This is a genomic window from Cupriavidus sp. 22TCCZM04-2 (genome assembly GCF_057798895.1).
This window is the reverse complement of sequence record NZ_JBYOJS010000020.1, coordinates 48916-75603: the sequence shown is the minus strand read 5'-3', so window position 1 is coordinate 75603 and position 26688 is coordinate 48916. Positions and strand designations below refer to the sequence as shown.

25 protein-coding genes are annotated in these 26688 nt (G+C 65.5%); 19 read left to right on the top strand and 6 right to left on the bottom strand.

Annotation, left to right across the window (positions count from 1 at the left end; translation table 11 throughout):
- Window positions 1-93 precede the first annotated feature (93 nt).
- The 5 genes from rpsD (at window position 94) to dsbD (ending at window position 4868) form a co-directional block, all read left to right on the top strand.
- Window positions 94-717: a 30S ribosomal protein S4 gene (rpsD, locus tag AC3FKG_RS24440; protein ID WP_483709637.1), complete on the top strand. Its 624-nt coding sequence runs from the start codon at window positions 94-96 to the stop codon at window positions 715-717.
- A gap of 176 nt (window positions 718-893) precedes the next feature.
- The gene (locus AC3FKG_RS24435; RefSeq protein ID WP_011299297.1) at window positions 894-1874 is read left to right on the top strand and encodes a DNA-directed RNA polymerase subunit alpha; all 981 of its coding nucleotides are present in this window, start codon (window positions 894-896) and stop codon (window positions 1872-1874) included.
- A 143-nt stretch (window positions 1875-2017) separates the two neighbouring features.
- Window positions 2018-2413 (top strand): 50S ribosomal protein L17, encoded by a 396-nt coding sequence (gene rplQ, locus AC3FKG_RS24430; protein ID WP_130393142.1) that lies wholly within the window; start codon window positions 2018-2020, stop codon window positions 2411-2413.
- 108 nt (window positions 2414-2521) lie between these two features.
- Window positions 2522-2902, top strand: coding sequence for a divalent-cation tolerance protein CutA (cutA, locus tag AC3FKG_RS24425; protein ID WP_488744364.1), 381 nt, complete (start codon window positions 2522-2524; stop codon window positions 2900-2902).
- A 49-nt stretch (window positions 2903-2951) separates the two neighbouring features.
- Entirely contained in the window at window positions 2952-4868 is a 1917-nt protein-coding gene (gene dsbD / locus AC3FKG_RS24420; RefSeq protein WP_488744363.1) for a protein-disulfide reductase DsbD, read from the top strand.
- Window positions 4869-4871: 3 nt separating this feature from the next.
- Here dsbD and AC3FKG_RS24415 read toward each other — a convergent pair whose 3' ends face one another.
- From AC3FKG_RS24415 to yihA, 3 genes are all read right to left on the bottom strand, one after another.
- The gene (locus tag AC3FKG_RS24415; RefSeq protein WP_483709634.1) at window positions 4872-6065 is read right to left on the bottom strand and encodes a magnesium transporter CorA family protein; all 1194 of its coding nucleotides are present in this window, start codon (window positions 6063-6065) and stop codon (window positions 4872-4874) included.
- 15 nt (window positions 6066-6080) lie between these two features.
- Window positions 6081-7073 carry a porphobilinogen synthase gene (hemB, locus tag AC3FKG_RS24410; protein WP_483709633.1) on the bottom strand — a complete coding sequence of 331 codons (993 nt, stop codon included), beginning with the start codon at window positions 7071-7073 and terminating at the stop codon, window positions 6081-6083.
- 265 nt (window positions 7074-7338) lie between these two features.
- On the bottom strand, window positions 7339-8040 hold the full coding sequence (gene yihA, locus AC3FKG_RS24405) for a ribosome biogenesis GTP-binding protein YihA/YsxC (protein ID WP_483709631.1): 702 nt from the start codon (window positions 8038-8040) through the stop codon (window positions 7339-7341).
- Window positions 8041-8489: 449 nt separating this feature from the next.
- On the opposite strand from yihA, the gene AC3FKG_RS24400 reads away from it, so the two are divergent.
- The 8 genes from AC3FKG_RS24400 (at window position 8490) to msrQ (ending at window position 16607) form a co-directional block, all read left to right on the top strand.
- Window positions 8490-9149, top strand: a complete 660-nt coding sequence (locus AC3FKG_RS24400) for a c-type cytochrome (protein ID WP_483711561.1) — start codon at window positions 8490-8492, stop codon at window positions 9147-9149.
- A gap of 156 nt (window positions 9150-9305) precedes the next feature.
- Entirely contained in the window at window positions 9306-11525 is a 2220-nt protein-coding gene (locus AC3FKG_RS24395) for a cytochrome c biogenesis protein ResB (protein ID WP_488744362.1), read from the top strand.
- Between the two features lie 91 nt (window positions 11526-11616).
- On the top strand, window positions 11617-12822 hold the full coding sequence (gene ccsB / locus AC3FKG_RS24390) for a c-type cytochrome biogenesis protein CcsB (RefSeq protein ID WP_483709628.1): 1206 nt from the start codon (window positions 11617-11619) through the stop codon (window positions 12820-12822).
- A gap of 140 nt (window positions 12823-12962) precedes the next feature.
- Window positions 12963-13397, top strand: coding sequence for a COG4315 family predicted lipoprotein (locus tag AC3FKG_RS24385; RefSeq protein WP_483709627.1), 435 nt, complete (start codon window positions 12963-12965; stop codon window positions 13395-13397).
- A 30-nt stretch (window positions 13398-13427) separates the two neighbouring features.
- Entirely contained in the window at window positions 13428-13970 is a 543-nt protein-coding gene (locus AC3FKG_RS24380) for an RNA polymerase sigma factor (RefSeq protein WP_483709626.1), read from the top strand.
- Window positions 13967-14800, top strand: a complete 834-nt coding sequence (locus AC3FKG_RS24375; RefSeq protein WP_488744361.1) for an anti-sigma factor family protein — start codon at window positions 13967-13969, stop codon at window positions 14798-14800. Before AC3FKG_RS24380 ends, AC3FKG_RS24375 begins: the two co-directional genes overlap by 4 nt.
- A gap of 107 nt (window positions 14801-14907) precedes the next feature.
- Window positions 14908-15915, top strand: coding sequence for a protein-methionine-sulfoxide reductase catalytic subunit MsrP (gene msrP, locus AC3FKG_RS24370; protein ID WP_483709622.1), 1008 nt, complete (start codon window positions 14908-14910; stop codon window positions 15913-15915).
- Window positions 15916-15929: 14 nt separating this feature from the next.
- Window positions 15930-16607: a protein-methionine-sulfoxide reductase heme-binding subunit MsrQ gene (msrQ, locus tag AC3FKG_RS24365; RefSeq protein WP_488744366.1), complete on the top strand. Its 678-nt coding sequence runs from the start codon at window positions 15930-15932 to the stop codon at window positions 16605-16607.
- A 27-nt stretch (window positions 16608-16634) separates the two neighbouring features.
- On the opposite strand, the gene lysA is transcribed toward msrQ, so the two are convergent.
- Together lysA and AC3FKG_RS24355 are read right to left on the bottom strand one after the other, a co-directional pair.
- Window positions 16635-17894, bottom strand: coding sequence for a diaminopimelate decarboxylase (gene lysA / locus AC3FKG_RS24360; RefSeq protein WP_483709620.1), 1260 nt, complete (start codon window positions 17892-17894; stop codon window positions 16635-16637).
- A 2-nt stretch (window positions 17895-17896) separates the two neighbouring features.
- A complete protein-coding gene (locus AC3FKG_RS24355; RefSeq protein ID WP_483709619.1) occupies window positions 17897-18127 on the bottom strand; it encodes a hypothetical protein in 231 nt (76 codons plus the stop codon).
- A gap of 200 nt (window positions 18128-18327) precedes the next feature.
- Between AC3FKG_RS24355 and cyaY the strand changes: the two genes are divergently transcribed.
- A complete protein-coding gene (gene cyaY, locus AC3FKG_RS24350; protein ID WP_483709618.1) occupies window positions 18328-18663 on the top strand; it encodes an iron donor protein CyaY in 336 nt (111 codons plus the stop codon).
- A 75-nt stretch (window positions 18664-18738) separates the two neighbouring features.
- On the opposite strand, the gene AC3FKG_RS24345 is transcribed toward cyaY, so the two are convergent.
- On the bottom strand, window positions 18739-21114 hold the full coding sequence (locus tag AC3FKG_RS24345; protein WP_483709616.1) for a penicillin-binding protein 1A: 2376 nt from the start codon (window positions 21112-21114) through the stop codon (window positions 18739-18741).
- 380 nt (window positions 21115-21494) lie between these two features.
- On the opposite strand from AC3FKG_RS24345, the gene pilM reads away from it, so the two are divergent.
- The 5 genes from pilM to AC3FKG_RS24320 are packed head-to-tail and all read left to right on the top strand — an operon-like array spanning window position 21495 to window position 26548.
- Window positions 21495-22565, top strand: coding sequence for a type IV pilus assembly protein PilM (gene pilM, locus AC3FKG_RS24340; RefSeq protein ID WP_483711559.1), 1071 nt, complete (start codon window positions 21495-21497; stop codon window positions 22563-22565).
- A 20-nt stretch (window positions 22566-22585) separates the two neighbouring features.
- Window positions 22586-23227 (top strand): PilN domain-containing protein, encoded by a 642-nt coding sequence (locus AC3FKG_RS24335; protein ID WP_483709614.1) that lies wholly within the window; start codon window positions 22586-22588, stop codon window positions 23225-23227.
- Window positions 23228-23229: 2 nt separating this feature from the next.
- A complete protein-coding gene (locus AC3FKG_RS24330) occupies window positions 23230-23898 on the top strand; it encodes a type IV pilus inner membrane component PilO (RefSeq protein WP_483709613.1) in 669 nt (222 codons plus the stop codon).
- Window positions 23895-24434, top strand: coding sequence for a pilus assembly protein PilP (locus AC3FKG_RS24325; RefSeq protein ID WP_488744360.1), 540 nt, complete (start codon window positions 23895-23897; stop codon window positions 24432-24434). Before AC3FKG_RS24330 ends, AC3FKG_RS24325 begins: the two co-directional genes overlap by 4 nt.
- Window positions 24431-26548 carry a type IV pilus secretin PilQ gene (locus tag AC3FKG_RS24320; protein WP_483709610.1) on the top strand — a complete coding sequence of 706 codons (2118 nt, stop codon included), beginning with the start codon at window positions 24431-24433 and terminating at the stop codon, window positions 26546-26548. Before AC3FKG_RS24325 ends, AC3FKG_RS24320 begins: the two co-directional genes overlap by 4 nt.
- The last annotated feature ends 140 nt before the right edge of the window (window positions 26549-26688 follow it).

The following is a 26688-nucleotide window of genomic DNA, read 5'->3' as shown; positions in this document are numbered from 1 at the left end:
GTCCGTCACGGTCTCCGGGATTCCCGGTAGCACAGCGTTGGCGGACTCGCGGCGCGTCAAGACAGGCGCCGTGATCGAACAAAGGAAGACAACGTGGCACGTTATACCGGCCCGAAGGCCAAACTTTCCCGCCGTGAAGGCACCGACCTGTTCCTGAAGAGCTCGCGCCGTTCGCTGGCCGACAAGTGCAAGCTGGACAGCAAGCCGGGCCAGCATGGCCGCACCTCGGGTGCCCGCACCTCCGACTACGGCAACCAGCTGCGCGAAAAGCAGAAGGTCAAGCGCATCTACGGTGTGCTCGAGCGCCAGTTCCGCCGCTACTTCGCTGAAGCCGACCGCCGCAAGGGCAACACCGGCGAAAAGCTGCTGCAACTGCTGGAATCGCGTCTGGACAACGTGGTGTACCGCATGGGCTTCGGCTCGACCCGCGCTGAAGCGCGTCAGCTGGTGTCGCACAAGGCGATCCTGGTGAACGGCCAGGCCCTGAACGTGCCGTCGGCCCAGGTCAAGTCGGGCGACGTGATCTCCATCCGCGAGCAGTCGAAGAAGCAGGTGCGTATCGCTGAAGCTCTGTCGCTGGCCGAGCAGTCGGGCTTCCCGACCTGGGTTGCCGTGGACGCCAAGAAGTTCGAAGGTACCTTCAAGCAGGCTCCGGATCGCGCCGACATCGCCGGCGACATCAACGAAAGCCTGATCGTCGAACTGTACTCGCGTTAATCCGCCGGACCGCCGAACAGAACGGTTCGAGCTTGCGATTCCCGCAAGGCCTCTCTTACAGCCCGCCGCGCTATATGCGCGGTCGGGCTTATTGCCCATCGCGCGATGGGTCTTTCAGGTTCCAAACGTCAGCCTTATCGGTGTAACGAGCCGAGGGTATTGAAAAGGACAACCTAATGCAAACAGCACTCCTCAAGCCAAAAATCATCGCCGTCGAGCCGTTGGGCGATCATCACGCCAAAGTCGTGATGGAGCCGTTCGAGCGCGGCTACGGCCATACGCTCGGTAACGCCCTGCGTCGCGTGCTGCTGTCATCGATGGTCGGCTATGCCCCGACCGAAGTGACGATCGCTGGGGTGGTCCATGAATATTCCACCATCGACGGTGTGCAGGAAGACGTCGTCAACCTGCTGCTCAACCTGAAGGGTGTCGTGTTCAAGCTGCACAACCGCGACGAAGTCACGGTTTCGCTGCGCAAGGACGGTGAAGGCATCGTAACGGCGGCCGATATCGAGCTGCCGCACGATGTCGAGATCATCAACCCGAACCACGTCATCGCCCACCTGTCTGCCGGCGGCAAGCTGGACATGCAGATCAAGGTCGAGCAAGGCCGCGGCTACGTGCCCGGCAACGTGCGCAAGTTCGGCGACGAGTCGAGCAAGGTGATCGGCCGTATCGTGCTGGACGCCTCGTTCTCGCCGGTGCGCCGCGTGTCGTACGCCGTCGAGTCCGCTCGCGTGGAGCAGCGTACCGACCTGGACAAGCTGGTGATGAACATCGAAACCGACGGCGTGATCTCGCCCGAGGAAGCGATTCGCCAGTCGGCCCGCATCCTGGTTGACCAGCTGTCGGTGTTCGCCGCGCTGGAAGGCACCGAGTCCGCCGCCGAGGCCGCTTCGAGCCGCGCACCGCAGATCGATCCGATCCTGCTGCGCCCGGTCGACGACCTGGAGCTGACGGTGCGTTCGGCCAACTGCCTGAAGGCCGAAAACATCTACTACATCGGCGACCTGATCCAGCGTACCGAGAACGAGCTGCTGAAGACCCCGAATCTGGGTCGCAAGTCGCTCAACGAGATCAAGGAAGTCCTCGCCTCGCGTGGCCTGACTCTGGGCATGAAGCTCGAGAACTGGCCGCCTGCAGGGCTGGACAAGTAATTGCGGCGCGAGGCCCTGGCCTCGCGTTGCGGTAACCGCCCCGGTTTCGGCCGGGGCATGTATGACTACCGGCCCGCGTCCCGAGGTTTGCGCCAGGGGGCGATAGAAGAGCTGGTCAAACACTTCATCTGAAAGGAATCATCATGCGTCACCGTCATGGTTTGCGGAAACTGAACCGCACCTCGTCGCACCGTCTCGCGATGCTGCGCAACATGTCCAACTCGCTGTTCCAGCACGAGCTGATCAAGACCACCCTGCCCAAGGCCAAGGAACTGCGCAAGGTTGTCGAGCCGCTCATCACGCTGGCCAAGAAGGACACCGTTGCCAACCGCCGTCTGGCTTTCGCCCGTCTGCGCGACCGCGACATGGTCACGAAGCTGTTCAACGAACTGGGCCCGCGCTACAACGCTCGTCCGGGCGGCTACACCCGTATCCTGAAGTTCGGCTTCCGTCAGGGCGACAACGCGCCGATGGCGCTGGTCGAGCTGGTGGATCGTCCGGAAATCACCGAAGCTCCGGCCGAAGAAGCCGCTGAGTAAGGTCGAGTTCCAGCCCGTCTTCCGACGGGTTCGGACACACCGCTTACAATCGAGCCAGGCAATTTGCCTGGCTCTTTTGTTTTGTGCGCCAGGATTCGGAGGGGCCGCATGAAAGCCAGTGCCAGTTCACAACACGCCGCCGAGGGCGACGATGCGGCGGTCATCGCCGTACTGACCAACCTGCCCGATGCGGACACCGCGACGCGGCTTTCACGGGCCTTGCTCGAGGCGCGTGTGTGCGCGTGCGTGAACCGTCTTGCTCCGGTGCAATCCGAGTACTGGTGGCAGGGCAAGCTGGAGCAGGCGACTGAATGGCCTCTGCTGGCCAAGACGACGCGGGCGCGCTATGCGGCGCTTGAGGCGGTCATCCGGGCGAACCACCCCTATGATGTGCCCGAGATCATTGCGTGGCCCATCAGCCAGGGTTTCGGGCCTTATCTGGCGTGGGTGCGTGACGAAGTCGCCTGCGCCGTGGATGGTGCGGAATGAAAGCAGCGCCCCGCGTTACGAAAGCGACTGAAAAGATTCGGGACGGTCTATGAATATGGGTTTTGCTCTCTCCGAGCGATCAAACCGGTTGAGCTGGGCGCGGCATATTGCCGCAGTGCTGGCGATGATGGTGGCCTGGCTGTGCCTGGCTGCCGGTGCCAACGCGGCCACGGAAGAGGACTTCCTGCCGCCCGAGCAGGCCTTCCGCTTCGCCGCCCGGCAAGTGGACGCACGGACCATCGAAATCCGCTTCGACGTGGCCAGCGGGTACTACCTGTACCGCGAGCGCTTCGCCTTTGCCGTCCAGCCCGAAGCCGTACGCCTGGGCCAGCCCGAATTTCCACCCGGCAAGGTCAAGTTCGATGAGACCTTCGGCAAGGAGATGGAAACCTATCGCGACACCGTCGTCATCCGCGTGCCGGTGGAGTCTGCGCCCGCCGACGGCAAGTGGTCGCTGGTCGTGACGTCTCAGGGCTGCGCCGACAAGGGGCTGTGCTATCCGCCGATGGAGAGCGTCTACAAAGTGGGCGCCGTGTCGCTCGGCAGCCTGTTCGGCGGCACCCCGCGCAGCGAGTCGACGACTCCGCCGCGGGCTGTTGAGCCGGGTATCGCCGGTGCCACGCCCGCCGCACGCATCGACGAGAACGATCGCATTGCCGGTGTGCTTGCCAGCCGCAACCTCGGCATCGTCGCGGCACTCTTCTTCGGCCTGGGCCTGCTATTGACCTTCACGCCCTGCGTCCTGCCGATGGTACCGATCCTGTCGTCCATCGTGGTCGGGGAGCACGCCACGCGCAGTCGGGCGCTGGTGGTATCGCTGGCTTATGTCCTCGGCATGGCCGTGGTCTACACGGCGATCGGCGTGGCCGCGGGCCTGCTGGGCGAGGGCCTGGCCGCCGCCCTGCAGACGCCCGCTGTGCTCGTCGCGTTTGCAGGGTTGATGGTGGCACTCTCGCTGTCGATGTTTGGCCTCTATGAACTCCAGCTGCCGCAGCAGTGGCAGAACCGCCTGACGGCCACGTCGAACCGCCGGCGCGGCGGCCAGGTGGTCGGAGCCGCGGCCATGGGCGCGATCTCCGCGCTGATCGTGGGCCCTTGCGTGACGGCGCCACTGGCTGGTGCGCTGGCCTATATCGCCCAGACGCGCGACGCGCTGACCGGCGGCAGCGCGCTGCTGGCCATGGCGCTGGGCATGGGGGTTCCGCTGGTGCTGGTCGGGGTCGGCGCGGGCAATCTGCTGCCGCGCGCGGGGCGCTGGATGGAAGCCACCAAGCGCTTCTTCGGATTCCTGCTGCTGGGTGTGGCGATCTGGATGGTGACGCCCGTGCTGCCGGCATGGCTGATCATGGCGTTGTGGGCGGCGCTGTTGCTCGTTGCGGCGGTATTCCTCGGCGCGTTTGATGCACTGGGTGCTGAAGCGCGCGGCGTGGCACGGCTCGGAAAGGGGCTTGGCGTGCTGGCGGCGCTCGCTGGCGCCATCTTGCTACTGGGCCTGGCCTCTGGCGGACGCGATCCGCTGCAGCCGCTGGCGCATCTGAACCTGGCGCGCGGGACCGGCGCCGCGGCAGAAGCACCGGCTGGTCCTCAGGCGGTGCGTTTCGAGCGCGTCCGAAGCGTGGCGGAACTCGATGCGCGCGTGGCGCAGGCCGCAGCCGCAGGCAAGCCGGTGCTGCTCGATTTCTACGCAGACTGGTGTGTGAGCTGCAAGGAGATGGAGCGCATGACGTTCACCGATACCCGTGTGCGTTCGCGCATGTCGGAGATCGTGCTGCTGCAGGCCGATGTCACGGCCAACAACGCCGACGACAAGGCTCTGCTCAAGCGCTTCGGCCTGTTCGGGCCGCCTGGCATCATCCTGTTCGGCGCCGACGGCCGTGAACGGCCGGTGCGCGTGATCGGCTACCAGTCCGCCGGTCGCTTCCTCGAAAGCCTGGAGCGCGCGCTTGGCACGCGCCCCAGCACCTGAGCACTAGCGCTCCAACTGCCGCCCGAGCGCCCACACGGCGCCCAGTACCACCACGACCGCGCCCATCAACCCAAGCGACCACCAGAAGCCGTCGGGCTCGCGCAGCCACGGCATGCGTTCGAAGTTCATGCCGAAGACGCCGGTGATCAGCGTCAGCGGCATGAACAGCGCGGTGATCAGCGTCAGCGTGCGCATGGTGCGGTTGGTCCGGTGGGCCACCGCCGAGAAATGGATCTGGACGGCGGACTCGATCGAATCCTCCAGTCGCCGCGCGTGCGCCAGCACGCGCTGGATGTGTTCCATCAGGTCGTTGATGCGTACCAGCAGCATCTCATCGCGGCCTGGCGCCTTGCCGGCGGGATCGGTCGGGTCGCCGCTGTAGCGGTTGTCCAGGACGCTGTCGCGGAATTCCTGCAGGGCATCGCGCTGCTCTTCGCTCAGGTGCTCCAGCTTGCGCAGCTGGATGCGGGCATCGAGCAATCCTTCCCAGCTTGAAAAACTGCGGCGCGAATTGAGCAGCGCGCGCTGCCAGCGGTCCAGTTGCCGTGTGAGCGGCGCGCGCAACTCCAGGTAGCGGTCGACCATGGCGTTGAGCAGGCGCAGCATCAGGTCTTCGGGCCGGCTCGGCGGCCGCACGCCGTGCAACAGCGGCGCCTGTCCGTTTGCCCGGGGCGCGGCTTGTGGCCTTGGCGCCTGGCAAAGCTCCAGCAGGCGCTGGCGTACCTGGTCGATCGTGCGCGACGGACCGGGCCGGACGGTGACCAGCACATTGTCGAAGACGAAGAACGTGACCGGTTGCGTGTCGATCCGGGCCAGTGCCGGCAGGAAGCCGGGCGGATGGCGGCGCGGCTTTGGCGCGGCCCCGGCGGGAGCCGGTGCCGAACCTTCAGCCTCGGCAATGGCGCGGCTGGTCTCGAAAGTCAGCTTGCGGAAGATCACCATGTCGTACGCATGCGTCGTATCGAAGTACGACGGATGCGCGGTGTTGGTGGCGTCTACCAGATGCAGGTCCAGGATAGGCGCGCCGGTGAGCTGCCGCACGCTCTCGCGCCAGCTTTCCGGGGCCGCCGCGACCTCTTCGATCGGAAAATCGGCCCAGACGAAGCGGGCCGACGCGCTACCGGCGAGGAACGTGCCCGCCTCGGCCAGCGAGGCGAGCGGGTGAACCTGGCTGGCCGAGAAGCCTAGCAGCTCCATGTGGGCGACGTCGCTTCAGCCGGCAAGCAGGCGCGCGGCATCGCGCGCGAAATAGGTGAGGATGCCGTCGGCACCGGCGCGGCGGAAGGCCAGCAGCGATTCCATCATGACCTTGTCGTGGTCCAGCCAGCCGTTTTGCGCGGCGGCCTTGAGCATCGCGTACTCGCCGCTGACCTGGTAGACGTAGGTCGGGAAGCGGAACTCGTCCTTCACGCGGCGCACGATATCCAGATAGGGCATGCCGGGCTTGACCATCACCATGTCGGCGCCTTCCATGATGTCCTGGGCGACTTCGCGCAGGGCCTCGTCGGTGTTGGCCGGGTCCATCTGGTAGGTCATCTTGTTGCCCTTGCCCAGGTTGGCGGCCGAGCCCACGGCGTCGCGGAACGGGCCGTAGAACGCCGACGCGTACTTGGCCGAGTAGGCCATGATGCGCGTGTGGATGTGGCCTGCATCCTCCAGCGCCAGGCGCACGGCGCCGATGCGGCCGTCCATCATGTCGGACGGGGCGACGATATCCACGCCGGCTTCGGCCTGCACCAGCGCCTGGCGGACCAGGATCTCGACGGTCTGATCGTTGATCACGTAGCCGTTCTCGTCGAGCACGCCGTCCTGGCCGTGGCTAGTGTACGGATCGAGCGCCACGTCGGTGAGCACGCCAAGTTCGGGGAAGCGGTCCTTCAGGGCGCGCACCGCGCGCGGAACGAGCCCTTCGGCGTTAGTCGCTTCAATGCCGTCAGGGGTCTTCAGAGAGGGATCGATGACCGGGAACAGCGCGATGACCGGAATGCCCAGCTTCACGCAGTCTTCCGCCACCGGCAGCAGCAGATCGACGGAAACACGCTCCACGCCCGGCATGGACGCCACGGACTGGCGCTGGTTCTGCCCGTCCAGGATGAAGACTGGGTAGATCAGGTTGTCCGGCGACAGGCGGTGCTCGCGCATCAGGCGCCGCGAGAAGTCATCGCGACGCATGCGGCGGGGACGGTACTCTGGAAAGGCAGACATGGCAGCTTGAAGGGGGAGTTCAGGGAGGAATTATGCGCAAAGCGGCTCGTCCCCGGCGGGCGGCGGACGCGCCGGAGCGCGTAATGCAGAAAAACTAAACTTTTGAGTGTGCCCGCTATCATACTCGCGGACACCTTGCGTTGCGCCTCGCGCGGCGCGGTGTCCCCCGCTACTCCTCCCTGAGCGGGTACCCGCCCTGACCGGCGGGAAAGTTCGTCCCCGTTGCTTGCAACGGGGCTTTTTTTGTCCGTGCGAAACGCGTGCGTTACTCGGGCTTGCGTTGCTCGGAGGTGCCCGGCTCCGCAGGTGGCTGAGCCGGCGTCTGGGGTTGCGCTTCGGGCAGCGACAGCCAGCCTGCGATGACGCGCTGCGCTTCTTCGATGCCGCGGCGCTTCAGGCTGGAGAACAGCTGCGCGGTGAGCGGCACCGGCGTGCCCAGTTGCTCCGAGTAGCCGGCCAGGATCTGCCGCGTCTCGCGCAGGGCCTTGGCGTTTTCGCTGTTGGTCAGCTTGTCGGCCTTGGTGAGCAACACGTGAATCGGCTTTCCGGTGGGCAGGAACCACTCCACCATCTGGCAATCGAGATCGGTGAAGGGGCGGCGCGCATCCATCATCAGGATCAGGCCGGACAACTGGGTGCGGCTCTGCACGTAGTCGCTGAGCAGTCCTTGCCAGTGGAACTTGGCGGAGCCCGAGACCTCTGCGTAGCCATAACCCGGCAGGTCGACCAGGAAGGCAATCGGATCCGGCGCCTTGACCGGGGCCACCGTGAAGTAGTTGATATGCTGCGTGCGTCCCGGCGTGCGCGACGAAAAGGCCAGGCGCTTCTGGTTGCACAGGATATTGATGGCCGTCGACTTGCCGGCGTTGGAACGACCGGCGAACGCGACCTCCGGCACCGCGGTGGCGGGCAGGTCGCGCAGGTGGTTGACGGTCGTGAAGAAACGGGCCTGGTGTAGGAGGGACATGCGTCGAAGCGGGTGGGGCGGGTAGTTGCGGCCGGCGCGAATCGCGCGGGAGTGCAACGACGGTCACGCCGAGGTGGTAAGGCTGGCGGCACGGAATCGGCCAGGCCACCGGAGGTTGATCTTGCACAGGCACAGGGCGGCCATGGCATCAATCCGGCACATTATTTATTGTACAATACGCCGGTTTACGGTCTCCTGAACGGGTGACGCAGGGCATCCATGGCCGCGTTGCCGGTGACCCGATCCATCCGGACGGGAGCCGTGTTTGCCGTTTCATCGCGAGCGGCGCCAGGAAAGGCGGGGTCTGCTGCCTGGCGCACCGGTTAACCTGGAATTTCCGGTTGCCACGACCACGATGCCAGGCCTTGCAAGGGTGCGTCCTCACCGCCCGCAAAGCGCCTGCCGGCATGCACTACGGTATTCAAAAACAATTCAGACAAGGTGTGCGAATGAACCGCATTGCGAAGCTTCTGGGTGTCCTGGTGCTGGCCCTGCCTGCAACCGCCATGACCGGTCTGGCTTTTGCCTCCGAGCAAGCCGCCGTGAAGGCGGATCCGGCAAAGGGCGAAACGCTTTATACGCAGGGTGCGCCCGATCGCAATGTTCCCGCCTGCCTGAGCTGCCACGGCGCCAACGGCAACAGCGGTGCCGCCGCTAATCCCAAGCTGGCGGCGCAGCATCCTGAATACGTCCACAAGCAACTCGCCAACTTCAAGGACAAGTCGCGCAACAACGCGATCATGTCGCCGCTGGCTGGTTCGCTGAACGATCAGGAAATGAAGGACATCGGCGCCTATCTCGCCAAGCAGCCGATCAAGCCGGCCACGGCCAAGAACAAGGACACCATCGAGGCAGGCCAGAAAATTTACCGCGCCGGTATCGCCGCCAAGGGCGTGCCGGCCTGTGCCGCCTGCCATGGCCCCACCGGCGCCGGCATTCCGGCCCAGTACCCGCGCATTGGCGGCCAGTGGTCCGATTACACCGAAGCCCAGCTCGTGGCATTCCGCCAGGGCACCCGCAAGAACAATCCGGTGATGACAACGATCGCCGCCAAGATGTCGGACGCCGAGATCAAGGCCGTGGCGGACTACGTCGCCGGCGTTCGCTAAGTCGTTCCGCGCCGGCCCGACGGTTGGCCTGCCGCTCCGCGCATGCGGAGCATGAAGCAGGATGCAACCGATGGCCTCGGCAACAATCGAAGAGGGTGGCCTGCTTGCAAAGCATGTCCACCCTTTTTTATTTCAAAGCTTATTGCTGCACATCACATGTCGACCGCTTCCACTTCAGGCCTGCACCTGAAGACCCCACACCGCGTGTTGCGCGACGCGGTCGAATTGTTGTCCTCGATGCGCTTTGCGATCACCCTGCTGACGGTGATCGCCATTGCCAGCGTGGTCGGTACCGTACTCAAGCAGAACGAGCCGTACCCGAACTATGTGAACCAGTTCGGGCCGTTCTGGGCCGATGTCTTCCACGCATTGTCGCTGCAGAAGGTCTATGGCTCGTGGTGGTTCCTGCTGATCCTGGCCTTCCTGGTCGTGTCGACGTCGCTGTGCCTGGTGCGCAACGCGCCCAAGATGATCGTCGACATGCGCTCCTGGAAGGATCATGTGCGCGAGCGCAGCCTGCGCGCCTTCCACCACCGCGGCGAATTCGAGGCGGCACGTCCGCGTACCGAAGCCGTCGCCCGCGTGAATGCGCTGCTGCAAAACCGCGGCTACCGCACCCGACAGGTCCAGCATGAGGGCGCGACGCTGCTGGCCGCAAAGGCCGGTGCGGCCAACAAGCTCGGCTATATCCTGGCGCACACCGCGATCGTGGTGATCTGCATTGGTGGCCTGCTCGACGGCGACATGCTGATCCGCGCCCAGATGTGGTTCGGCTGCAAGACGCCGATCCGCGGCAACGCAGTCATCAGCGAGATTCCGCCGGAGCATCGCCTGTCGGCGGCCAACCCGGGCTTCCGGGGCAATGCCTTCGTGCCCGAAGGCTCGACCGTATCCACGGCCATCCTGAACATTGCCGATGGCGCGCTGGTACAGGACCTGCCGTTCAACATCACGCTCAAGAAGTTCACGGTCGATTTCTACCCGACCGGCATGCCCAAGCTGTTCGCGTCGGATGTGATCGTGACCGACCGCGCCACCGGCAAGCAGACGCATGCGACGGTGAAGGTCAACGAGCCGCTGATCGTCGATGGCGTGGCGATCTACCAGTCGAGCTTCGAGGACGGCGGTTCGCAGTTGAAGTTCGTTGGCTATCCGATGCAAGGCAACAGCCACGGCACGTTCCCGTTCGCCGGTACCGTCGGTGGCAACACGCCGCTGACCACCACGGGTACGGCGGCCGACAAGGACGGCCTGACGGTGGAGTTCAGCGACTTCCGCCTGATGAATATCGAGAACGTCACCGATGCCTCGGGCAAGCCCGATGCACGTGGCGTGGCGCGCAAGTCGTTCAACGAGACGCTCGAGTCGCACCTCGGCGCCGCGGCCAACACGCAGAAGGAAAAGACGCTGCACAACGTCGGCCCGTCGGTGCAGTACAAGCTGCGCGACCGCAATGGCCAGGCGCGCGAGTACAACAACTACATGGTGCCGGTGCAGCTCGACGGCCAGTCCGTGTTCCTGGCCGGCATGCGGGAGTCGCCGAACGAGCCGTTCCGTTACCTGCGCATCCCCGCCGACGACCAGGGCAGCGTGGCCGACTGGATGCGCCTGCGCGCCGCCCTGCAGGACCGCGGACTGCGTGGCGAGGCGGCACGCCGCTTCGCGCTGGCGTCGATGCCCGGCGCGGATAAGGCCGACCTTCGCGGCCAATTGGCGGAAAGCGCCCTGCGCGCGCTGGACCTCTTTGCCGGCGCCACCCGCCCCAGCCCGGACGCTCCGCCGGGCGGCTTCACGGCGATCGCCGCGTTCCTCGAAAAATCGGTCCCGGCGGCAGAGCAGCAAAAGGCAGCCGATGTCCTGCTGAAGATCCTCAATGGCTCGATGTGGGAACTGTGGCAACTCGCCCGCGCGCAGGACAAGCAGCCGGTGGTGCCCAACAGCGCCCAGAGCGGGGCGTTCCTGCAGCAGTCGATCAACGCCCTGTCGGACAGTTTCTTCTATGGCGCGCCGGTTTTCCTGCAACTCGACGACTTCAAGGAAATCAAGGCCAGCGTGTTCCAGATGACCCGTGCGCCGGGCAAGAACATCGTGTATCTTGGGTGTCTGCTGCTGGTGCTGGGCGTGTTCTCGATGTTCTATATCCGGGAGCGCAGAGTGTGGGTCTGGATCAAGGATCCTGGACATCATGCGGATGCCACTGCACCGGCCGCGCCAACGGCGCCATCCGATGCGGCAGTGCCTGGCAGCCATGTGCTGATGGCCATGTCGACCCAGCGCCGCACCCTGGACTTCGAGAAGGAATTCGTCGCCTTGCGCGACGACATCGGCCGCGCGGCCGGGGCCGACCAGGACGCCCCGGCGCAGGCGCAGCATTGAACCCGTCGGGCCGGGCGGTGGCGATCCTCGCCAGCCGCCGCCCGGCCTTCGTTGCGCAGCCAAAGGCTGTGCGCAGATCGCAGGTAACGCTATGTCTTCAAACGTGAACCAGGCCGCCCGGCCGGCCATGCGGCCGGCAACCCCTGCCGCTTCCGGCGCCGCGGACGAGGCCTATCTTGAACCTTCCTTCCTGCGCCGCCTCACGTGGCTCGACTGGGCCTTTGCGGTGCTGCTCGCGGTCGGTGCCGGCGTGGCGCTGTCGCGCTATGGCCAGTGGATGAACGGCTATGACAAGGCCGTGCTGATCGCGTCGGTGCCGACGTTCGCTCTGCTCGGCTGGCACTGGAAGCCGGTGCGAGCCCTGATGCCTGGGCTGGCCATCCTGGCGCTGTTCGCCGTGCAGCTCTATCAGGGCCAGCTCGCGCGGGCCGACCAGGCTTTCTTCCTGAAGTACTTCCTGTCGAGCCAGTCGGCCATCCTGTGGATGAGCGCGCTGGTGTTCCTGTCCACGCTGTTCTACTGGGTGGGCCTGGCGACGCGCTCGGCCACCGGCTACAGCATCGGCAGCAAGCTGTGCTGGGCGGCCGTGGTACTGGGCTTCACCGGTTTGCTCGTGCGCTGGTACGAGTCGTACCTGATCGGCACGGACATCGGGCATATCCCCATCTCGAACCTCTATGAAGTGTTCGTGCTGTTCACGCTGATCACGTCGCTGTTCTACCTCTACTACGAAGGGCGCTACGCCACGCGCGCGCTCGGCCCGTTCGTGATGCTCGTGGTATCGGCCGCGGTCGGCTTCCTGCTGTGGTACACGGTCAGCCGCAATGCGCAGGAGATCCAGCCGCTGGTGCCGGCGCTGCAAAGCTGGTGGATGAAGATCCACGTACCGGCCAACTTCATCGGCTATGGCACGTTCGCGCTGGCGGCGATGGTCTCGGTGGCCTACTTGCTCAAGCAGCGCGGCATCCTGGCCGAGCGCCTGCCCTCGCTCGAAGTGCTGGACGACGTCATGTACAAGGCGATCGCGGTCGGCTTTGCCTTCTTCACCATCGCGACGATCCTCGGCGCGCTCTGGGCTGCCGAGGCCTGGGGTGGCTACTGGAGCTGGGATCCGAAGGAGACCTGGGCCCTGATCGTCTGGCTGAACTACGCGGCATGGCTGCACATGCGGCTGATGAAGGGACTGCGCGGCACGGTGGCGGCATGGTGGGCGCTGACGGGCCTGCTGGTGACTACCTTTGCCTTCCTGGGCGTCAACATGTTCCTGTCGGGCCTGCATAGTTACGGCGAATTGTGATGATTGCGCTGCTTGCTTAGCAAAAAGACCTGTCCGATGGGCAGGTTTTTTTTGCCCTCATGGAATAAAGGCATCACATCCGGTGTTTACTTGAGGAACGGTGCCGGCTGGCGGCACCGGTCCGCATGGAGAAAAACATCATGGCAAGTCTGCGTCGTCCTATCGCTGCATCGCTGGTTCGTCCTGCCGCACTGGCCCTTGGCTGTGCATCCGTCCTGCTGGCCGCCTGTTCGGGCATGGGTGGCATGGGCGGTGCCGGAAGCATGCCTCCCACCGTCAAGGTGACCGACGGCGTGCTGACCGATCCGCAAGGCCTGACGCTGTACACGTTCGACCGCGATATGAAGGACAGCGGCAAGAGCGCCTGCAACGGCCCATGCGCGACCAACTGGCCGCCGCTGATGGCGGCACCCGGCACCGCTGCTTCGGGCAGCTACACCATCATCACGCGTGATGATGGCGGCAAGCAGTGGGCCTACCGCGGCATGCCCCTGTATCGCTTTGCCAAGGATGCCAAGCCCGGTGACCGCGTGGGCGACAACGTCAACAACGTCTGGCACGTCGCCAAGCCCTGACGGTCAGCAACGGATTGAGTCCGGCACGGCATGGACGGGTTTGAAGGCCAGCTGGTAGCGCTGGCGCCGCGGCTGCGGCGCCACGCGCGTGGCCTGACCAGGGACGCGGCGCTGGCTGACGACCTGGTGCAGGACACGCTGGAGCGCGCGTTGCGCTACCGCTGGCGTTTTCGCTTGCGCCCGGGAGCGTGGTGGGGCGATGGCGCCGATGGCCTGCTGCCCTGGCTACTCACGCTGATGCACCGCTTGCGCCTGAACACGGTGCGGCGCAAGGAGTTGGTGGTGAGCACCGAGACCCTGCCGGACGTCAGTGCCCCGGTTACCGACCCCGGCCTGCGGCGCGACTTGCTGCAGGCGCTCGCGGAACTGCCCGAGGCCCAGCGCGCGGTGTTGTTGCTGGTCAGCCTTGAGCAGTTCACCTATGCCGAGGCCGCACAGGTGCTGAATGTTCCGGTGGGCACCGTGATGTCCCGCCTGGCACGAGCGCGCGAGCACATGCGCGCCCTCCTGGACGGCGCGCGTCAGCCGGCACCAGCCGCGGAGGCCGGTACGACGCTGCAGCGAGTGAAATGATGTCCCCGATCCACGAAGCTGACCTGCATGCCTACGCCGACGGCCAACTGAGCGGCCGCCGCCGCGCGGCCGTGGAGGCGTATCTCGCTGAACGGCCCGAGGTTGCGGCACGCGTGGCGGCGTGGCGCCGCCAGGGCGAGGCATTGCATGGCGCGCTCGATGGCGTGCTCAATGAGCCTGTGCCACTCGCGGCCTTGCCGGAACCGCTGCGCAATGGCACCCCGAGGCGAGATAGCGCAGGAAGTGGCTGGCGCACGGCATGGATCGCCGCGTGCGCCTCGGTTGCCTCGCTGGCCATGGGCGGCGCGGTTGGCTGGCTCGCGCACGGCCGCATGGCTGATGGTGTCAGCGTGGCCATGGCGCCGGGCGAGCGCTTCGCGCGCGACGCGTTGGTGTCACACGTGGTCTATGCGCCCGAAGTCCGCCATCCTGTGGAGGTGCCGGCCAGCGACGAAGCCCATCTGATCGCATGGCTGTCCAAGCGGCTCGGCGCTCCGCTTCAGGTGCCGGACCTGCGTCCGCAGGGTTTTCACCTGATCGGTGGCCGCCTAGGCGTGGCCGAAGGCGGCCCATCCGCCATCCTGATGTACGAATCCGATGACGGTACGCGCCTGTCGCTGCAGCTGCGCCGCATGGCGCAAGGCACGCCAGATACCGGCTTCCGACTTGAGCGGATGCCCCAGGCTGCTCCCGCCAAGGGGGCCGGCGCCATGGCGTTCTACTGGATTGACCGCAGCCTGGGCTTCGCGCTGGCCGGGCAGGTCGATCGCGCGCGGCTGCTGACCGTGGCGCAGTCCGTGTACCAGCAATACCAGAGCCAGGGAGGATAGGCATACCGGCCTCGAACCCACAGCAAAAAGACTGTCAGGAATGGCCTGCACTATCCGACCAAGGGAAAGTCCAATTCCCGGGCCGTTCGAAGCATCAAGGATCAACCATGCTGATTCCCTCCCCGAAGTGGTTGCGCGGTGACGATATCGCCGCCTCCGACATCACGCCGCGCCACGTGTTCGCCGCACGTCGTCGGCTGCTGGCGCTCGCGGCTGCCGGTACCGCCGGTACCGCGCTGGGCCCGTGGTTTGCGCGCGAAGCGCGCGCCCAGCAGGGCCAGCACGGGGCGAAGCTGGCTGCCACCGTCAACAAGGCCTACGTCGTGACGGAGAAGCGCACGCCCTTCGAGGACGTGACGACGTACAACAATTTCTACGAATTCGGCACCGACAAGTCCGACCCGTCGCGCAACGCCGGCACGTTGCGGCCACGCCCCTGGCAGGTGGCGGTGGAAGGGCTGGTGAAGAAGCCCAAGGTCTACGACCTCGATGAGCTGCTGAAGCTTGCGCCGATGGAAGAGCGCGTCTACCGCCTGCGCTGCGTGGAGGGCTGGTCGATGGTGATTCCGTGGATCGGCTATCCGCTGGCCGAGCTGATCCGGCGCGTGGAGCCGCAGCCGGGTGCGAAGTACGTGCAGTTCATCACGCTGGCCGACAAGAAGCAGATGCCCGGCGTCAGCAGCTCGGTGCTGGACTGGCCCTACAGCGAAGGTCTTCGTATGGACGAGGCCATGCACCCGCTCGCGCTGCTGACGTTTGGTCTCTATGGCGAAGTCCTGCCGAACCAGAACGGCGCACCGGTGCGCATGGTGCTGCCGTGGAAGTATGGGTTCAAGAGCGCCAAGTCGATCGTGAAGATCCGCTTTCTCGACAAGCAGCCGCCGACGAGCTGGAACCTGGCGGCGCCGCAGGAGTACGGCTTCTACTCCAACGTAAACCCGGAAGTGGATCATCCACGCTGGAGCCAAGCCACCGAAAGGCGCATTGGCGAGGACAGTGGCGGTGGCGGCTTTGCTGCGTTGTTCGCGCCCAAGCGCAAGACGTTGCCGTTCAACGGCTACGGCCAGCAGGTGGCGTCGCTGTATCAGGGCATGGATCTGAGGAAGTTTTTCTGATGGGCCGCGCTGACATGACGGTCTCGCAGCCGGCTTCCCCGCGTACGGCGGGCGCGGCACCGGGCGGCAATTCCAGCGGTCTGGCAGCGCTGCCGCAGTCGCAGGTGCGCATCATCAAGGTCGCCATCTGGCTGCTGGCGATGCTGCCTTTTGTGCGTCTGCTTTACCTCGGCGCGACCAGCCAGTTCGGCGCGAACCCGCTGGAGTTCGTCACGCGATCCACCGGCACCTGGACGCTGGTGATGCTGTGCGTGACGCTGGCGGTTACGCCGCTGCGCCGCCTGACAGGCTGGAGCTGGCTCGTGCGGATGCGGCGTATGCTGGGCCTGTTCGCGTTTTTCTATGGCCTGCAGCACTTCCTGCTGTGGATCGGCGTCGACCGTGGGTTTGACCTCGCCTACATGCTGAAAGACGTGGCCAAGCGGCCGTTCATCACGGTGGGCTTCACGGCCTTTGTGCTGATGATTCCGCTGGCGCTGACGTCGACCAACGGCATGGTGAAGCGTCTGGGCGGCAAGCGCTGGCAGGCGCTGCACAAGTCGGTGTATGCGATCGCGGTGCTGGCCATCCTGCACTACTGGTGGCATAAGGCCGGCAAGAACGACTTTGGCGAGGTGTCGATCTACGCCGCGGTGGTATTCGTGCTGCTCGGGCTGCGCCTGTGGTGGCGCTGGAGGCCGGCCGCCCGCTGATGGGGCGGGCCGGGACCGCGGGCAGAATCAGTCCTGCAGCAGGCGTTCGTCGCGGAACAGGTCTTCCACCAGTTCGCGCTCGCGCACCACGCGGACCTTGTTGCCGTCGACCATGACTTCGGCCGCGCGCGGACGGGTGTTGTAGTTGGAGCTCATCGTGAAGCCGTAGGCACCCGCCGACATCACCGCCAGCAGATCGCCGGGCTGCACGGCCAGCGCGCGGTCGCGGCCGAGCCAGTCGCCCGATTCGCACACGGGGCCCACGATGTCGTAGGTCACCGCCGGCGCGCTGCTGGCCAGCACCGGTTCGATACGGTGGAAGGCCTCGTACATGGCCGGGCGCGCCAGGTCGTTCATCGCGGCATCGACGATGCAGAAGTTTTTGGCCTCGCCGGGCTTGAGGAATTCCACCTGGGTCAGCAGCACCCCGGCGTTGCCGACGAGCGAGCGGCCCGGCTCGAACAGCACTTCACGATGACCATGGCCGCGTGCCGCCACGCGATCGAGCAGCGTGGTGGCAAAGGCCGTGATGTCCGGCGGGGTCTCGTCGTCGTAGGTGATGCCAAGGCCGCCGCCGACGTCGATGTGCTCGAGGACGATGCCCTCGCGCTCCAGCGCTTCGACCACGTCGAGCACCTTGTCGAGTGCTTCCAGGTACGGCGCGACTTCGGTGATCTGTGAACCGATGTGGCAGTCGATGCCGGTGACTTCGATATGCGGCAGTGCCGCGGCCGTGCGGTACGTGGGCAGCACCTGCTCGAACGCGATGCCGAACTTGTTGCCCTTCAGGCCCGTGGAGATGTACGGGTGCGTCCTGGCATCGACATCCGGGTTGATGCGCAGCGACACGCGCGCGCGCTTGCCAACCTGTCCGGCCACCGCATTGAGGCGATCCAGTTCGGGGATCGACTCGACGTTGAAGCAGCGCACGTCATGCGCCAGCGCCAGTTCCATTTCCGCCGCGCTCTTGCCTACGCCCGAGAACACCACCTTGCGCGGATTACCGCCGGCGGCCAGCACGCGCTTGAGTTCGCCGCCCGAGACGATGTCGAAGCCCGCGCCGAGTTTGGCGAAGACCTGCAGGACCGCCAGGTTCGAGTTGGCCTTCATGGCGTACTGTACCTGCGCCTTGCGGCCCTGGCAGGCGGCGGCGTAGGCCTGGTAGGCGGCCGTCAGCGCCGCGCGCGAGTACACGTAGGTCGGCGTGCCGAACTCTGCGGCGATCTGTGCCAGCGGTACCTGCTCGGCAATAAGGGCGCCGTCCTGGCGATGGAAAAATGCGGTCATGGTTACCTGGTGGTGGGGGCGTCGGACTCGGACTTGCCCGGGGGCGTGGCGGGGGCTGCCGGGACCGGCAGCGTCGCGTCGGCATGGCCGAGGCCCGGGTCGGGCACCGCCGGAGCGGTCGGCTCAGGCGGCCGCTTGGGCATGGTCAGCGGCCCGCGAATGCCGCATCCGCCCAGCAGGGGCATCGCAAGGCCGGCGGCAAACGCCGATACAATCGCAACACGACGGAGCATCGGGTCGTCCTTGAAAGCGGTTGGGAAAGCTGTCGGACCGGCAGCCGGCGTGTCGTACGCGGCCGCCGCCAGAGTTCCAGGGCATGGCCGGAATCCGGAAATCCTCAACAAAAAAGCCGGTCACTGCAAGTGCTCCATGCGATGTCCCCCGTGGCATGGCAAGGCGGACAGCGCTGGCGCCGGCGGTCTTGGAGTTTAGCATGCCCCCCTTGAGCGAAAGCGAGTTCCTGGCCCTGGCGGCCAGGGAGCTGGACCGCATCGAAGCCACGGTGGAAGCCGCAGCGGACGCGGCCGACGCCGACATCGAAATCAGCCGGACCGGCAACGTGATGGAACTGGAATTCGAGAACGGCTCCAAGATCATCATCAACAGCCAGGCGCCGATGCAGGAGCTGTGGGTTGCGGCGCGTTCGGGCGGCTTCCATTTCCGCCGCGATGGCGAGCGCTGGGTCGATACGCGCAGCGGTAACGAGCTGTACGCCGCGCTGTCCGGCTACGTGAGCCAGCAGGCGGAAGCCACGCTCAAGCTCGGCTGACGCGCAGCGAAGCGAGTCGCCCAATGAAAAAGCCGGCCCAGTGTGGCCGGCTTTTTCTTGCCTGGTTGGCCGCGCTCAGGCGCCGCCGAACATCTCCAGGATCTTCTTCTTCTCTGCCTCGACATCGGCCGGCGAACGCGTGCTTTCCTCCGGCTTGCCCGGCCACGGATCGCCCAGGCCGACCGAAGCCACGCCGGCGCCGCTGGCATTCTCCTCGAAGGTCCAGTCGCCGCCAGCCATGACGACGCCTTCCGGCGCCGGCCGTTCGGGACTTTCCGGCACGCCCTTGAGCATCTTGCCCATGTAGCCAACCCAGATCGGCAAGGCCAGGCCGCCACCGGTCTCGCGCACGCCCAGGCTCTTGGGCTGGTCGTAGCCCATCCAGGCGATCGCCACCAGGTTTGGCGTGTAGCCGGCGAACCAGGCATCCACGGCATCGTTGGTCGTACCGGTCTTGCCGGCGAGGTCGTTGCGGCCCAGGCGCTGCTTGGCGGCGTTGGCCGTGCCCATGCGCACCACGTCGCGCAGCATGGTGTCGGCGATGAACGCCGTGCGTGCGTCGAGCACGCGCACCGCATCGCTGCCGGCACGTTGCGGCTGCGTTTCGGAGAGCACCTTGCCGCGCGCATCGACCACCTTCTGGATCAGGTACGGGTTGACGCGGTAGCCGCCGTTGGCGAAGACCGAGTAGGCGCCCGCCATCTGCAGCGGCGTGACGCTGCCCGCGCCAAGCGCCATCGGCAGGTAGGCCGGATGCTTGTCGGCCTCGAAGCCGAAGCGGGTAATGAAGTCCTGCGCGTATTGCGTGCCGATCGCACGGAGGATGCGCACCGACACCAGGTTCTTCGACTTGGCCAGCGCGCGGCGCATGGTCATGGGGCCTTCGAACTTGCCGTCATAGTTCTTCGGCTCCCACACCTGGCCGCCCGTGTCCGGGCCGATCGTCAGCGGTGCGTCATTGATGACGGTGGCCGGAGAGAAGCCCTTTTCCAGTGCGGCCGAATAGATGAACGGCTTGAAGCTGGAACCAGGCTGGCGCCAGGCTTGCGTCACATGGTTGAACTTGTTGCGGTTGAAGTCGAAGCCGCCGACCATCGAGCGGATCTCGCCATCCTGAGGATTGATCGAGACGAAGGCCGCCGAGACTTCGGGGAGCTGCGTCACCGTCCACTGGCCCTTTTCGTCCTGTGTCACGCGGATGATGGCGCCGGGGCGGATCTTGGTCTTCGGTTGCGCGTTGGCCGACAGCGACGGCGCGATAAAGCGCAGCGCCGAACCTTCGATGGTGGCCACCTCGCCCGACAGCAGCGTGGCTTGCACCTGGCGCGACGACACGCTCGTTACCACGGCGGAGCGCAGGTCGTCGCTGCCCGGGTGCTCGACCAGCGCGTCGTCGATGGCCTGCTCGCGGTCAGCCTGGTCCGAGGGCAGGTCGATAAAGGCTTCCGGGCCGCGGTAACCGTGCTTGCGCTCGTAGTTCATGATGCCCGCGCGTACCGACTCGTACGCGGCGTCCTGGTCGGGCTTGGTCAGCGTGGTGTAGACCGTGAGTCCGCGCGTGTAGGTTTCCTCGCGGTATTGCGCGTACATCAGCTGGCGCACGATCTCGGCCACGTACTCGGCGTGCGTCGAGAACTCGTTGCCTTCCGTGCGGACCTTCGGCGCTTCGCGCAAGGCCTGGTCATACTGCTCGGGCGTGATATAGCGCAGGTCGCGCATGCGCTGCAGGATGTACTCCTGGCGTACCTTTGCGCGCTTGGGGTTCACCACGGGGTTGTAGGCGGACGGTGCCTTGGGCAGGCCGGCCAGCATCGCGGCCTCGGCCGGCGTGACGTCGCGCACCGACTTGCCGAAATAGACGCGCGCGGCGCTGTCGAAACCGTAGGCGCGCTGTCCCAGGTAGATCTGATTCATGTACAGCTCGAGGATCTGGTCCTTGGACAGGTTCGCCTCGATCTTGTACGCGAGCAGCATCTCGTAGATCTTGCGCGTGTAGGTCTTCTCGCTGGACAGGAAGAAGTTGCGCGCCACCTGCATGGTGATCGTCGAAGCGCCTTGGGACAGCCCGCCGCGCAGGTTGGCCAGGCCCGCCCGCATCACGCCGACGAAGTCCACGCCGCCGTGCTCGTAGAAGCGGTCGTCCTCGATCGCCAGCACGGCCTTCTTCATCACGTCGGGGATCTCGGCGATGGGCACGAAGTTGCGGCGCTCCTCGCCGAACTCGCCGATCAGGACGTTGTCCGCGGTGAAGATGCGCAGCGGAATCTTGGGCCGGTAGTCCGTGATGGTATCGAGCGACGGCAGGTTGGGCGCGGCCACCAGCAGCGCATAGCCCAGCAGCAGCGCGACCGCCACGATGCCAGCGACGATCAGGCCGACCACCCAGAACGTGAGCCGTGCCCAGAGCGGGCGGCGGGCAGGGAGGGACGGCTTCTGTTGTGCTGTGGCCATAAGGGAAAAACCTAGTCAGGAGTGCGGGGGATTATATCTTCCGGGATAGCGGCGACTTCCCATGCAGTGGCGCCAGCGACGCTACTGCGCTGTTACAAGATGTAATGTCCTGGATACCGGCAGTTTGCGCCGAACTACGAGCAGAAAAAAGGCTGGGATGGGAACCCGACGACCGTGGGGTTTTGGCAACGCTTTGTAGGAGCCGTCGCAAAAATAAAAGCGTGGCCAGACCGGCACATTGCCAGCACTGCCGCTTTTTGTGAGAATCGCCCAACATAAAAGAGCAAAAACGTTTCATCGAGAAACATGGCTCGCCCGATTAGAGCAGTCAAGCCAGGGGTGAGTTCAAAAGTCAGGGGGTCACCTTGCGACGGGGCATTTTGTCGGGGCTTCTGCGCCGGACTACGGTCGGCGTGGATATCGGGTCGTCCAGTGTCAAGGTAGTCGAGCTGTCCGTGGGGGGCAGCAAACATGACTACCGGCTGGAGAAATGTGCCAGCGAACTGCTGGACCGTAATGCCGTTGCCGATGGCAACGTGGTCAATATCGAGGCGGTCGGCATTGCGCTCAAGCGCGCGCTTGGCAAGGCCGGCATTCGCACCAAGGACGTGGTGCTCGGCGTGCCTTCGATGCTGACCGAATCCCAGACGGTCAGTCTGCCGGACAACCTGTCCGAAGACGAACTCTATTCCCAGGTCGAATCCGAGGCGCACCGGCTTTATCCGCCGTCGCAGACGGTGAATTTCGACTTCGCCGTGATCGGCCCGAGCGAAACCGAGGGCGGTATCGGCGTGCGCGTGACCGCAGCCAACAGCGATCGCGTGCAGGAGCGCGTCACCGCCGCCGAGATGGCAGGCCTGCGCCCGCAGGTCATGGACGTCGAGGAATACGCGGTGCAGCGGACCATCGTGCAGATGCTCGGCGTGCCTAGCGACATGTCCGAAGCCGACGCGCGCGCGCTGCCCGTGGTGGCCGTCGTTCACCTGGGCGGCAGCCGTTCCAAGGCCATCTTCTACCAGGGCTGGAAAGAGCTGTACGAGCAACCCCTGAACAGCTACGGCGACCAACTCACGCAGAGCGCCGCGCGCATGTTCACGCTCGACGCGCTCAAGGCCGAGATCAAGAAGCGCAAGAACACGCTGCCGGAAGCCTGGCGCGCCCAGCTGCTCAAGCCGTCGCTCGAAGCGCTGGCCATGGAAGTGCAGGCCGCGGTGGGCAACTTCATCGCGAGTTCGAGCCTCGGCCGGGTCGACGAGATCCTGCTGTCGGGCGGCCATGCGTCGCTGGTCGGCGTGCAGGCGGCCATCCAGCAGCAGACCCAGATCACCACCACGCTGGCGAACCCGTTCGCCAACATGGTCACCAACGGCAAGGTCAACGAGCGCTACCTGCAGCGTGACCTGCCGGCGTATATCGTCAGCGCCGGACTGGCATTGCGCGGCCTGCAATAACGCACCCCGGGGGAATCCGAATGTCAACGAACACGCTCCCGTCGGTCAACCTGCTGCCTTACCACGAAGCCCGCAAGGCTGCCCGACGCAAGCGCGTCTACGGGATCCTTGGCGGCGCCGCCGCGGGTGGGGCGCTGGTGGTGCTGCTGGGCGGGCTTTATATCGACCGCCAGACCGAATCGGTGGTCGCGCTGAACCAGGTCCTGGCCGCGGAAAACGCCCGGCTGGACGGGCAGATCCGCGAAGTCAACACACTCAAGAAAGACATCGAGGCGCTGCTGCAACGCCAGCAGGCCGTGGAAAGCCTGCAGACCGAACGCAACCGCCCGGTGCAACTGCTTGAAGAACTGGTGCGCCAGGTGCCGGAAGGCGTCTACCTGACCAGCCTGAAGCAGACCGGCGAGACCTTCACGATTGCCGGCGTGGCGCAGTCCAACGAGCGCATTTCAGAGCTCTTGCGCAATGTTGGCACGGTGCCCTGGCTCGACAAGGCCGAACTGGTCGAGTCCAAGGCGGTGACGATGACCAACAACCTGCGCGAGCAGCGCCGCCTGTTCGATTTCTCCATGCGCTTCGCCTACCGCGCTCCCGAAACGCCGGCCGACAAGAACAAAGGTCCGGCCCAACCGGCTCAGGCGCCGGCAGCCAACGGAAAGGCCTGATCATGGCGCTCAACTCCGAAATCAACCTGTCGGACCTCGCAGGCCAGTTCCGCGGGCTCAACATGAACGAGCCCGAGACCTGGCCGATGGCGCCGCGCGTGGCTTTCGCCATCGCGGCGGCGGCAGTGGTGCTGCTGCTCGGGTGGCAGTTCTACTGGAGCGGGAAGTCCGAAGAGCTGGACCGCCAGCGCGCCGAACAGGAGACCCTCAAGCAGGCCTACCAGTCCAAGGTCGCGCAAGTGGCCAACCTCGAGGCGCTGCGTGCGCAGAAAAAGCAGGTCGAGCAGCGCGTCGCGCAGCTTGAACGCCAGCTTCCGAACAAGACCGAAATGGATGCGCTGCTGGCCGACGTCAACCACGCCGGCGTGGCGCGTGGCCTGCAGTTCGAACTGTTCAAGCCGCAAGCCGCCGTGCTCAAGCCTTACTTCGCCGAGATCCCGGTGAACCTGAAGGTGACGGGCCGCTACCACGATGTCGCGCAGTTCAACGCCGATGTCGCCGCCCTGTCGCGGATCGTGTCGATGCAGAACCTGCAGCTCGCCAATACCAAGGATGGCGCGCTGACCATGGAGGCGGTCGCGATGGCCTACCGCACGCTGGACCCGGACGAGCAGGCCGCGCAACGCAAGGCTGCCGCCAACGCCGCCAAGCCGGCCGGAGGTGCCAAATGAGCCGCCGCGTGAGCCTTTCCCTGCAGCGCGCCGGCGTGCTTGCCATGGCCGCGCTGGCTGCCGGCCTGCTGGGCGCATGCGGCTCCAGCGACGAACAGGCGCTGCACCAGTGGATGGACGCCACGCGCAATGCCAAGGCCCAGCCGCCCGCACCGCTGCCCGAGCCCAAGCCCTACGTGCCGCGCGAATACGCCGGACGCAGCGCGCCCGAGCCGTTCGCGCAGACCAAGATCGGCGAACTCAACAAGATGATGGCGGAGTCGCCCGAAGCCGGACGGCGTCGCGAGCCGCTGGAGGACTATCCGCTCGAAAACTTCAAGATGCTCGGCATGATGAAGAAGAACGGCGAGACCTTCGGCATCGTTCGAGTTGATAACAAGATCCACCACGTAAAGGTGGGTCAGTATCTCGGCCAGAGCTACGGCCGGGTGGTCCGCATCACCGATCAGGAGATCGTGTTGCGCGAATTGGTCCGGGAAGGGGTATCCGAGTGGAAAGAGAAAATGACCAGCCTGAAGCTGGAGGTGTCGGCATGACCCTGGGTCGCTGGTACCGGGCGCTTGCGGGCGCGGCAACAATGGCTCTGGTGCTGGCCTCTCCGGCCGCGCTGGCTCAGACAAACCAGGTGAAGGCGGTCGACTCCAGTGTCGTGGGCGAGCAGACCGTGTTCACCATCGACCTGCAGTCGCCGCCGGCGCAAAAGCCGGTCGACTTCACGACGCAGAATCCGGCGCGCATCGCGATCGATTTCTTCGACACCGCCTTCGCCGCCGGACGCGCCCAGTATGACTATGGCGGCAAGCTGCTGCGCGGCGCCAACGTCATGCAGATCGGCGGCCGTACGCGCGTGGTGCTGGACCTTACGCGCACGGCGACCTACCGCACCGAAGTCCGCGGCAACCAGTTCGTGGTGCTGCTGGACAACGTCGCACCCGCGGCCAAGGCGGCCGCGCCAACCTTCGCGGCGCCTTCCGTACCGGCCGCGGCTGCGGTGGGGCGTGCCTCCGTGCGCAATATCGACTTCCGTCGCGGCGCGGACGGCGCAGGACGCGTGGTGGTTGACCTGTCCTCGCGCGAATCCGGCATCAATATCGCGCAGCAGGGCCAGAACGTGGTGGTCGACTTCCTCGGCACCTCGCTGCCCGACAACCTGCGCCGCCGCTTCGATGTCAGCGACTTCGGCACGCCGGTGCAGGGCATGCGCGCCACGGACACCAGCGGCAATACCCGCCTGACCATCGAGCCGCGCGGCAACTGGGAGTACAGCTCCTACCAGACCGACACCCAGTTCGTGGTTGAAGTGCGCCCCGTCAAGGAAGATCCGACCAAGCTGATCAGTGGTCCGGGCTACCGTGGCGAGCGCCTGTCGCTCAACTTCCAGAACATCGACATCCGCTCGCTGCTGCAGGTGTTTGCCGATTTCACCAACCTGAACATCATCACCAGCGACACTGTGCAGGGCAATATCACGCTGCGTCTCAAGGACGTGCCGTGGGACCAGGCCTTGCAGATCGTGATGGATGCCAAGGGGCTGGCGTCGCGCCGCAATGGCAACGTGCTGTGGGTGGCGCCCAAGGCAGAACTTGCGACCAAGGAAAAGCTCGAGCTGGAGGCGCAGCAGCAGATCAATGACCTGGAGCCCATCCGCAGCCAGGTGTATCAGCTGAACTACCAGCGTGCCGAAGACGTGCGCAAGATGCTGCTGGGCCTGGCCACGGGGGCGCCGGGCGCGGCGGCTCCGGCCATTGGCGTGGGTGGCGCCGCCGGCCTGGCGACGCGCATGCTATCCAAGCGCGGTTCGCTGACCGCGGATGCCCGCACCAACCAGCTGTTCGTGTCGGACATCGCGAGCAAGCTCGAGGAGGTGCAGAACTTCCTCGGCAAGATCGACATCCCCGTACGCCAGGTCATCATCGAGGCGCGCATCGTCGAGGCGACCGATACGTTCAGCCGCAACCTTGGTGTCAAGCTCGGCTTCGCCGGCCAGTACAACAACGCCAAGGTGGGGAACACCTACGGCAACGTGCTGCCCGGCGCCACGTCCGACAACGGCCCGTTCCTGAGCCTGCCGGCGGCCGCCATCAACGGCGCGAACCCGGCAAACATCGCGGTCAGCATCTTCAACAGCGCGGCCACCAAGTTCCTGGCGCTCGAGCTTTCGGCGCTGGAAGCGGACGGCAAGGGCAAGATCATCTCCAGCCCGCGCGTGGTGACGGCCAACAACATCAAGGCCTTGATCGAGCAGGGCACGGAACTGCCTTACCAGGCGGCGACGTCCAGCGGCGCCACGTCGGTCCAGTTCCGCAAGGCCAACCTGAAGCTCGAGGTGACGCCGCAGATCACGCCGGAAGGCAATGTGCTGCTTGACGTGGACGTGAACAAGGACAGCGTCGGCATCCAGACCACGTCGGGCTTTGCCATCGATACCAAGCACGTGCAGACCCAGGTGCTGGTGGACAACGGCGGCACGGTGGTGATCGGCGGTATCTACACGCAGACCGAGTCCAACGACACCGACAAGGTGCCGTTCCTGGGGGATATCCCGGTGCTCGGCTACCTGTTCAAGAGCAACGCCAAGGTGCGCAACCGTACCGAATTGCTGGTATTCCTGACGCCGCGCGTCCTGAACGAGAGCGTCACGCTGAAATGACGCTCGCCCCGGCGCGAATGCGGCGTAATTGGCGCCCGGGAGGCTGGATGCAGTAGACTGCAAGGCCGCATCGACCGATGCGGCCTTTTTTTGTCCGTGACGGCCCATCGCACGGCCATGCCGCATCCGGCACTTGCCGC